Origin of the sequence: Nonomuraea sp. KM90 (genome assembly GCF_052246675.1) — a bacterium.
Classification (GTDB): domain Bacteria; phylum Actinomycetota; class Actinomycetes; order Streptosporangiales; family Streptosporangiaceae; genus Nonomuraea.
Genome location: NZ_JBQQCB010000236.1, coordinates 1 through 8184 on the forward strand (window position 1 = coordinate 1; position 8184 = coordinate 8184).

General features: G+C 69.8%; 12 protein-coding genes and 1 pseudogene. 5 read left to right on the plus strand and 8 right to left on the minus strand.

All coding sequences use genetic code 11. The features are described from left to right. The 4 genes and pseudogenes from ACTWPW_RS61830 to ACTWPW_RS61845 form a co-directional block, all read left to right on the plus strand. Nucleotides 1-365 (plus strand): annotated as a pseudogene (locus ACTWPW_RS61830) (ABC transporter ATP-binding protein); the annotation flags it as partial. Nucleotide 366: 1 nt separating this feature from the next. Then, entirely contained in the window at nucleotides 367-1107 is a 741-nt protein-coding gene (locus tag ACTWPW_RS61835) for an ABC transporter permease (RefSeq protein ID WP_375117089.1), read from the plus strand. A gap of 20 nt (nucleotides 1108-1127) precedes the next feature. Further along, the gene (locus tag ACTWPW_RS61840; protein ID WP_443174674.1) at nucleotides 1128-2429 is read left to right on the plus strand and encodes a sensor histidine kinase; all 1302 of its coding nucleotides are present in this window, start codon (nucleotides 1128-1130) and stop codon (nucleotides 2427-2429) included. Beyond that, the gene (locus ACTWPW_RS61845; protein ID WP_443174675.1) at nucleotides 2422-3069 is read left to right on the plus strand and encodes a response regulator; all 648 of its coding nucleotides are present in this window, start codon (nucleotides 2422-2424) and stop codon (nucleotides 3067-3069) included. The genes ACTWPW_RS61840 and ACTWPW_RS61845 overlap by 8 nt, the downstream gene beginning before the upstream one ends. Before the next feature lie 28 nt (nucleotides 3070-3097). On the opposite strand, the gene ACTWPW_RS61850 is transcribed toward ACTWPW_RS61845, so the two are convergent. Beyond that, a complete protein-coding gene (locus tag ACTWPW_RS61850; RefSeq protein WP_443174676.1) occupies nucleotides 3098-3424 on the minus strand; it encodes a hypothetical protein in 327 nt (108 codons plus the stop codon). Nucleotides 3425-3516: 92 nt separating this feature from the next. Beyond that, a complete protein-coding gene (locus ACTWPW_RS61855; RefSeq protein WP_443174677.1) occupies nucleotides 3517-3672 on the minus strand; it encodes a hypothetical protein in 156 nt (51 codons plus the stop codon). A 437-nt stretch (nucleotides 3673-4109) separates the two neighbouring features. On the opposite strand from ACTWPW_RS61855, the gene ACTWPW_RS61860 reads away from it, so the two are divergent. Next, nucleotides 4110-4925, plus strand: coding sequence for a hemolysin family protein (locus tag ACTWPW_RS61860; protein WP_443174678.1), 816 nt, complete (start codon nucleotides 4110-4112; stop codon nucleotides 4923-4925). Here ACTWPW_RS61860 and ACTWPW_RS61865 read toward each other — a convergent pair. The 6 genes from ACTWPW_RS61865 to ACTWPW_RS61890 all read right to left on the minus strand — a co-directional run bounded on the left by ACTWPW_RS61865 (nucleotide 4825) and on the right by ACTWPW_RS61890 (nucleotide 8100). Further along, nucleotides 4825-5568, minus strand: a complete 744-nt coding sequence (locus ACTWPW_RS61865; RefSeq protein ID WP_443174679.1) for an IPT/TIG domain-containing protein — start codon at nucleotides 5566-5568, stop codon at nucleotides 4825-4827. The two genes, ACTWPW_RS61860 and ACTWPW_RS61865, sit on opposite strands and share 101 nt — an antisense overlap. A gap of 318 nt (nucleotides 5569-5886) precedes the next feature. Then, nucleotides 5887-6147 carry a hypothetical protein gene (locus ACTWPW_RS61870; RefSeq protein ID WP_443174680.1) on the minus strand — a complete coding sequence of 87 codons (261 nt, stop codon included), beginning with the start codon at nucleotides 6145-6147 and terminating at the stop codon, nucleotides 5887-5889. Nucleotides 6148-6150: 3 nt separating this feature from the next. Beyond that, nucleotides 6151-6369, minus strand: a complete 219-nt coding sequence (locus tag ACTWPW_RS61875; RefSeq protein WP_443174681.1) for a hypothetical protein — start codon at nucleotides 6367-6369, stop codon at nucleotides 6151-6153. Continuing rightward, nucleotides 6366-6821 carry a hypothetical protein gene (locus ACTWPW_RS61880; protein WP_443174682.1) on the minus strand — a complete coding sequence of 152 codons (456 nt, stop codon included), beginning with the start codon at nucleotides 6819-6821 and terminating at the stop codon, nucleotides 6366-6368. Before ACTWPW_RS61880 ends, ACTWPW_RS61875 begins: the two co-directional genes overlap by 4 nt. A gap of 131 nt (nucleotides 6822-6952) precedes the next feature. Further along, a complete protein-coding gene (locus ACTWPW_RS61885) occupies nucleotides 6953-7285 on the minus strand; it encodes a hypothetical protein (protein WP_443174683.1) in 333 nt (110 codons plus the stop codon). Further along, nucleotides 7219-8100, minus strand: a complete 882-nt coding sequence (locus tag ACTWPW_RS61890; protein WP_443174684.1) for a hypothetical protein — start codon at nucleotides 8098-8100, stop codon at nucleotides 7219-7221. The genes ACTWPW_RS61885 and ACTWPW_RS61890 overlap by 67 nt, the downstream gene beginning before the upstream one ends. Between the last annotated feature and the right edge of the window lie 84 nt (nucleotides 8101-8184).

An 8184-nucleotide genomic window follows, 5' to 3' on the forward strand; every position in this document is an offset into this window, starting at 1 on the left:
CCATCGTCCTGGTCACCCACTTCATGGAGGAAGCACAGCACCTGTGCGACCGCGTGGCCCTCCTCCGCTCCGGCGCGCTGGCGGCCCTGGACACGCCGGCGGGGCTGATCGAGAGCAGCGGGAGCGCCACGGTCATCTCTTTCGTTCCCTCCCGGCACCTGGACGACGGCGAGTTGGCCGCGCTGCCCGCGATCCGCTCCGTGCGGCGTACGGACGGCGTCCGGCTGGTCGTCACCGGAACCGACGAGACCGCCGAGGCACTGATGTCCATGCTCGCGCTCAACGGCATCGCCGCGCGGAACTTGCGCGTGGAGAGCGCCTCCCTCGATGACGCCTACCTCGACCTCACCGACAAGGAGTTGTGACATGTCCGCATCCATCGCCGTGCTGAAGGCCGAAGGCCGGCTGTTCCGCCGCGAACCTGGCAGCGTGTTCTGGATCCTCGCCTTCCCTCTGCTGCTCCTGGTGATCCTCGGCCTGGTCCCGTCGTTTCGGGAGGCGGGATCCGCCTCCGGGGGAGCGCGGCCGATCGATCTGTACCTCCCGGTGGCCGTGCTGCTCGGCATGATCCTTTCCGGGCTGAACTCCCTGCCGCCGACCCTCACCGGTTATCGCGAGAAGGGCATCCTGCGCCGCATGTCCACCACACCGGTACGGCCGGCCGCGATCCTGGCCGCCCAGGTGCTCGTGCACGGCGCCGCCGCGCTGGCCGGTGGGATCGTCGTCATCGCCACGGGCCGGGTGCTGTACGGCGTCGCCCTGCCCGCCAACCTGCTCGCCTATGCGCTGACCCTGATCCTGGCCATGCTCGGCGCACTGGTCTGCGGCGGGCTCATCGCCGCAGTGTCGCGCACCGCCAAGGGTGCCACCTCCGCGGCCACGATCATCTTCTTTCCGGTCGCGTTCACCGCGGGCATGTACGTTCCGGTCCAGTCCATGCCGCAGGCCCTCCAAAGCGTGGTGGAGCTCACGCCCTTCGGCGCCGCCTCCCAGGCTCTTCACCAGGCTTCCGCCGGAAACTGGCCGGCCCTGCCACACTTTGCGATCATGCTGGTGTGGATCACGGTGCTGGCGGGCGCGTCCATCCGCTGGTTCCGCTGGGAATGACCAGAACGAGGTGGGGCCGGATGACGGACGGCACAGTGGTCGGCACCGCCCATCACGATCCTTCCGACGAGGCCGGCGGCGAGCCGGCCACCTTATCCGGCCAAGCGAAGGGCGTTCCGTCGTGGCGGCACCGGTTCGCGACCGTCGGACCGTACGCCCTGCTGGGGCTCGGCGCGCTGCTGGCCGCCGTCAGCGCGCAGGCGGTGATGAACGTCGGCGAACAGTACATCGCCGCTGTCCTGACCGTGGCCGCGCTGGCCCTGCAGGTGTGGTGGAGCGCCGACGGCAGGCGCCGGACCGTACACGGTCCGGCGCCCCAGCTCTACTACCTCCTGCGCTGGGCACTCGGCTTCGCGCTCTCCTGGTGCAACCCGATCTTCGCCATCTACGCGCTGACCGGCTACTACGATGCTGACCTGCTGCTGCCCCGCCACCTGGTACGCCCCGCCCTGCTCGCCACGGCGATCACCATGGCCGGCTCCAACGCCGGCGGCCTGCCTCCGGCCGAGGGCATGCACTGGCTGGCGTTCATCGCGCTGCTGACCCTGCACTCCGGCCTCGCCCTCGGCTTCCACCACATCGCGGTCAAGGAGAGCGAGCACGCCGCCGCACTGCGCAGCGCCAACGACCGCCTGGCCCGGGCGCTTCAGGAGAACGCGGGCCTGCACGCCCAGCTGCTCCTCCAGGCCAGAGAGGCCGGCGTCGCCGACGAACGCCGGCGGCTGGCCGCGGAGATCCACGACACCCTCGCCCAAGGCCTGACCGGCATCGTTGCCCAGCTCCGGGCCGCGTCCGGCACCATCGACCCCGCGGCCACCCACGACCACATCGAACGCGCCTCCGACCTGGCCCGGCACAGCCTCCAGGAGGCGCGCCGCTCGGTCCAGAACCTCAGCCCCGGTCAACTGGAACACGACCCCCTGCCCACAGCCCTGAAGAAGATCGCCGCAGCCTGGGCGGAGCAGACCGCCGTCCGTGCCGAGCTCACCGTCACCGGAACCGTCGAACCGCTGCACCACGAGATCGAGGCCACGCTGCTCCGCATCGCCCAGGAAGCCCTCACCAACGTCGCCCGGCACGCCGGCGCGCAACGGACCGGAGTCACCCTCTCCTACATGGACGACGAGGTGAGCCTGGACATTCGCGACGACGGACGCGGCTTCGACCCGCACAGCCTGCCGCCGCACGATTCCACCGGCGGCTTCGGCCTCGGCGGCATGCGGGCTCGCGTCGAGCGGGTCGCCGGGACCATTGACATCGAGTCGGAGCCAGGGCTCGGCACCGCCCTGTCCGTACGCGTACCGTTGGTGAGCCATGAGTGAACTCACCGCCCCCCGCGGTCCCATCAGCCTGGTCATCGTCGACGACCACCCCGTCGTACGGCACGGCCTTCGCAGCATCTTCGAGGTGTCGTCCGGCTTCGCGGTCCTGGGCGAGGCAGCCGACGGCGCCGAGGCGATCGAGCAGGTCACCCGCCTCGACCCCGACGTGGTTCTGATGGACCTGCGCATGCCCGGCTGCGGCGGCGTGGAGGCGATCGCCGAGTTGTCCCGCCGCGGCGCGCGGGCCAGGGTACTCGTGCTCACCACCTACGACACCGACTCCGACACCCTGCCGGCGATCGAGGCCGGCGCGACCGGATACCTGCTCAAGGACGCCCCGCGCGATGACCTGTTCGGCGCGGTGCGGGCCGCCGCCGAGGGCCGGACCGTGCTGTCCCCGGACATCGCCGCCCGGCTCGTCTCCCGGGTACGGGCACCCGGGAACCACAGCCTGAGCAGCCGCGAACGCGACGTGCTGCGCCTTGTCGCCAAAGGCTCCTCAAACCGGGAGATCGCCGCGGCCCTGTTCATCAGCGAGGCCACCGTCAAGAGCCATCTGACCCACATCTACGGCAAGCTCGGCGCCAAGGACCGGGCCGCCGCCGTCGCCCTCGCTTACGACCAGGGCATCCTTCGCTGACTGCCCACCGCCCAATCCGTGCCCACGATCACGACAGCTGCGCCTGGCTGGTGGTGCCTGGCTGGGCAGCGGGAGATGCCGATTCCCGCATGAGCAGTTGGTCGAGCTTCGCGTTCACCGCGGCAAGTTCCTGTCTGACCGTCTCCAGCTCGGCCGGCGCCCGCGTCTCGGCCGGTGGGGGCTCGGTTCCTGCGCAACGTTCCCCCAGTCGTCGCCGGACATGATTTGGAACAGCGTGAACAGCGAGCGCGGCAACTCGTCGAATGGAGGCCATGCCGGGCAAGACGGCAAGCAGCACGCCGGCCACGCGCCGCATACCGGGCACGGTGGACACCAGCCGCAGCGCCCGCAGCACCGACGTGGGCCCGCAAGCGGGACGAGCACGATCGCCACGATGCTGGCGTCGAACCAGTTCCACAGGTGGGTGAAGAACCTCCGCCCGTAGGCCTACAGGTGGACCGCCAGCTCCACGGTGAATATCGTCAGCGCGAGTCGGTCCACCGCGTGCGACAGCCAGCCAACCTGATCCATCAGGGATGAACTGGTCTCCATGCCGATGGTGATCGCATTGATGACGATCACGGCGATGACGGCTCGTTGCACGAGCCTGCTCTCCAGGACGTCACGAACGCGCTCTTGCCTTGACACCTTCGACCGCCGTGGGTGACGACCAGCATTGCTTGATCATCGTAGTGGGGGCATCAGTGTCATACAGGGACATCCCACCACGCCCGACGGCTCAGCCTCTCTGCCACGCCAAGACGTGTCCCGGTTTACCTGCGGTATCGACGGATCAGTCAGCGTCCGTACGAGCGTATGCGGGCGGGCCTGCCCGCATACGCCGCCAGGTCGAGGCCACTGCGACGGAAAGGAGCGGAACAGGTGAGTGTGTTTCCCGGTCTGCTGGCCATCTTTCTTCTGACGCTCGCCACCGGCTACTTCGTCGCGCAGGAGTTCGCCTACGTCACTGCCGACTGGCTCCCTCTCTGCCCCAGCAGGCCGCCGCCGGCGACAAGAAGGCCGCCAAAGCCGTCAAGGTGATGGAACGGCTGTCGTTCATGTTGTCCGGCGCACAGTTGGGCATCACCGTCACCGCGCTTGTGGTCGGCTTCATCGCCCGCCCCGCCCTGGCCGAGCTGATAGCCCCCGGCCTGACCGCGATCGGCATGCCCGAGGGCATGGTCGGCGGCGTCGCGCTGGCGATCGGCTTCGCGCTGGCCACCGTCATCCAGATGGTGCTCGGCGAGCTCGCCCCCAAGAACCTCGCCCTGGCCAGACCTGAACCGCTGGCCCGCGCCCTCGCCGGCTCCACGCTCGTCTACATGACCATCGCCGGCCCGGTCATCAAGCTGTTCGACACCGCAGCCAACAAGCTCCTGCGCGCCGTCGGAATCGAACCGGTCGAAGAACTGCACCACGGCGCCACCCTGGAAGAGCTCGGCCACATCATCGGCGAATCCGAGGCCCACGGCAAGCTGCCCGGCAGCCATGCCGACGTCCTGGAACGCGCCCTGGCCTTCTCCGACCACACCGCCGGAGAGGTCATGGTGCCCCGCGTCGAGGTCATCGCCATCAGCGGCACGGCCACCGCCGCCGATCTGGACAAGCTCATCGCCTCCCACGGCCACACCCACTACCCGGTGCTCGGCTCCACCATGGACGAGGTGATCGGGCTGGTCAGCCTGCGCGAGGCGGCCGCCGTACCCGCCGGCAAGGCCGCCACCACCCGCATCGCGGACATCAGCCACGACGTGCTCATCGTCCCCGTCTCCGCCTCCCTGCCCGACCTGGTCGCCCAGCCGCACGCCCGAGGCGAGGAGGTCGCGTGCGTGGTGTACGAGCACCGCCGAACGTGACCGTGGTGCCCGGAGTGGCGTTCGTGACCTTGATGGTGACGAACGTGTGGCCTGCGGCGGCACCGGTGGCGGGGCTGATCGCTTTGATTGTTGGGGCGGGAAAGCAGGCGTTGAGTTCCGACGTGCGGATGATCTGGTCCTTGCGGAACTTCAACCTGCGCCGCGCCGGCGGATAGTCGGTGCCGTCCGGCCGCACACCCTCATAGATGTGCTCGGTGATCTTCACGATCGGGTCGGTCACCGGTACGGCGGTGGCCGGCGCTGTCGCCTGCGTCTTGTTGATCTGTGTGCCGTTGGCCCGGTACATCGTCACGGCGTCCCCCTGAAGCTTGCGGTCTGAAGCGGCGGGCCGTCGAGAAAGATGTCCGCAGGTGGCGGCTCGGGCGCGCAGGACTTCAGCAGGACCGACCCCACAACCAGTCCCAGCGTGATCCCTATCGCGAGCCCGAACCGCCACCCCAACCCCCGCACACCCCCAAGATGCCGGGAGGCCGGTCCTAGCGTCTCGCTCCGATTCTGGTTGCCCACATCGACGCAAATGTCCGGAGGGTGTCCTCCTGGTGCCCTGTTGCCAGGGAGGGCGAAAGCGGAGCATGAAGCTCATAAGTGATGCCAAAGGAACTACAGGAGACGCAATGGGCATACTCGTACGGACCCTGGCGGCGGGGGCGGCTAGTGCCGTAGTCCTCGCCGGGATCGCCACGCCGGCGCGAGCCGAGGTATGGGACTGCGTGGCAGGCCTGAACACTGCCGTCAACCTCGCCTACACACAATGCCGGTCCGGTTTCGGCACCTACCGCGTAATCGCAAAGTGCAACTCAGCCCACTACCCCTACACAAGAGACGTCGTTGGCCCGTGGGTGACCAAATCGTCTCTTCAGTCTCCAGGCCCGCAATCGTTGGTGAGCGGCGATTCTCAAGGCTGCCACGTCGTCAATTCACGGACACAGGTCCGATAAGCCTAAGAGCCTTCCGACCCGGCCAAGCGAACATGGATGACGTCGGTCAGGTCTTGGAGCGCCTGCACGACCAGGTCCGGGTTGGCCACGTCGAGCACATGGCCGGAGCGTGGCAGCGGCTGCCCGTTGTGGAACTCCAGCAGCCGGCGCGCTGCGGCCGCGCCGGAGACGACGCCGATGCTGTCGGGCCTGCCCTGCTGGGATTCGCCCACGGTGACGGCGTAGTAGACGCCGTCGATGTACCCCTCCACGATGCGGCCCACTGGCTATGCCTCTTCCTGGCCAGCGCCGCCGGCCGTGTCGTCGGGTAGGGCGTCAACGTATGTGGCGACCCACACGGTGGCCAGCGTCTCCTCGTCCGCGTTGCGCGGGTTGTACGGGCATACCCCGGGCGGCGCGCCGAGTCCCGCCGCGCGCCTGGCTGAGCGGCGCGCGGTGGCCAGCTCCTCGGTGGTGGGCGTCCGCCCCTGGCCGGTCGTCATCATCCGAAGTCCCTTCCGTTGCCCGCGGTCTGCCGCCGCTCCTGTGCCTGCCTGCGGTCGCGGGAGTCTCCGAGCCACTGGGCGCGCCACTCTTCGTAGGTCATCCTGCCGCCGTTCGGCTGCTCTGCCCACCACCGCTTGAGTTCCTCCGACGCGTACGCGTGCGCGTGGTCGGCGTTGCCGCCCCACAGCCGCTTCGGGTCCACGCCGGCCTTCCGGCCGAGCGGCGACAGCATGTAGCCGTTCGTCGCGCGTTCGGCTTCGAGGGCCTGCTCGTACACCCACTGCCGGTACATGCGGCGCACCACCAGCTTGCGCCGCTCCCCAGCCCCGCGCTCGGCGTCGATGATCGCGATCCGCTCCTGCCGGTCCATCTCCTCCTCCGACAGGCCGTACACCTCGGCGTACGCGTCGCGCGGGTTCCAGCCCTGGGTGATGAGGTCGTCGATCCGCATCTCTTCCGGGGTGCGGTCGTCCTCGGCGCCCTGTTGCCGGTCGCGGTCGCGGTCGTCGAGCTCGGCGATGACCCGCCGTACCAGCGCGCCGGACCACGGGTCGGAGTGGTAGGACGGCTGGTGCCGTTCGATCAGCTCGGCGAGCTGCTCCCCGCCAGGTCCATACCGGCGTACGGGTCGGCGCCGATGTCGCGCCGCCGGTCACGCTCCTCCAGTTCGGCGCTGATCTGGTCGAGCAGCGCGGTCACCGCAGGGTCCATGCCGTAGCGGCCCAGGTTGCGGCCGTACAGCGCGGCGAGGTCGTTGGTGTCCATGGACAGCAGGTCGGACGCGGCCAGGTCGCCGAGCTCGTCGCCCAGGCGTCGCCGCTCCGCCTCCCGCGCCTCTGTCTCGGCGATCACCCGGTCCTGCGACGCCGTCCGCTCCGGGTCGTCGCCGCAGCCGTCCCAGCCGGCCAGCAGCATGCTTTCGAGCTCGGCGTCCGACAGGTCGGCCAGGTCGATCTGGTCGCGGCCGGTCCGCCGCTGCGCGCGCTCGTCGAGCACCGTGCGCAGCCTGGCGACGGCCTGCGGGTGTCGATCCGGGCGAGCAGCGCCCGCAGTTGCTCATCGGACAGGGCCAGCAGGTTGATGCCGTCCAGCGGGTCGCGCCGCTCGGCGCCCTCGTCGCGGCGGGTGCCGCCCTGCGGGCCGGTCGCGTCCGTGGCCAGGAGGGCGAGCGCGCCGAGACCCCAGTGCCGCAGGTCGGCGTCGGCGTAGTCGCCGCCGCCGGCCAGCGACTCCAGCACGTTGGCGAACACCTCCTGCGTGCCGTCGCCGTTGACGCGGCCGGTGCGGGCGTCGGGGAAGTCGCCCGGGTAGATCTCGAACGGGCGACCGCGGTCCTCGCCGAACATCGGCTCAGGCCTGACGCGGTCACCGATCGGGCCGTGGCTGGTGCGGTCCCACAGCATCGCCTCCCCGGCGGCGCGCAGGCCGGACACGGTCGCCTCCAGGTGGTGGCCCAGCTCGTGCGCCGCCACCGTGGCCTTGGCCACCCCGCCAGGCTGCGCGGACGGCACCGGGACGCGGCCGGGCTGCCCCTCCCGGATCGCCGGTGCGATCTCGGTGTTGTCGTCGGCGGGCAGGCTGATCCGGGTGGAGCCGTCCGCACGGACGTGCACGTGCTGGCCAGGACCGGTCACCACCTCGACGGGGCCCGACGCCCGCGCCGCCTGGAGCGGGACTGTAAAACTAACGGCTCTGGCCCGTAATCGGTGGTGGCGTTGAGTGATCTTCACTGCAGCAGGATGCGGTGGCGCAGAAGGTCGAACCCAGCGCGGCCGTGCATCTGGCGCATGATCCTCTTCGTGCGGGTGTTGACG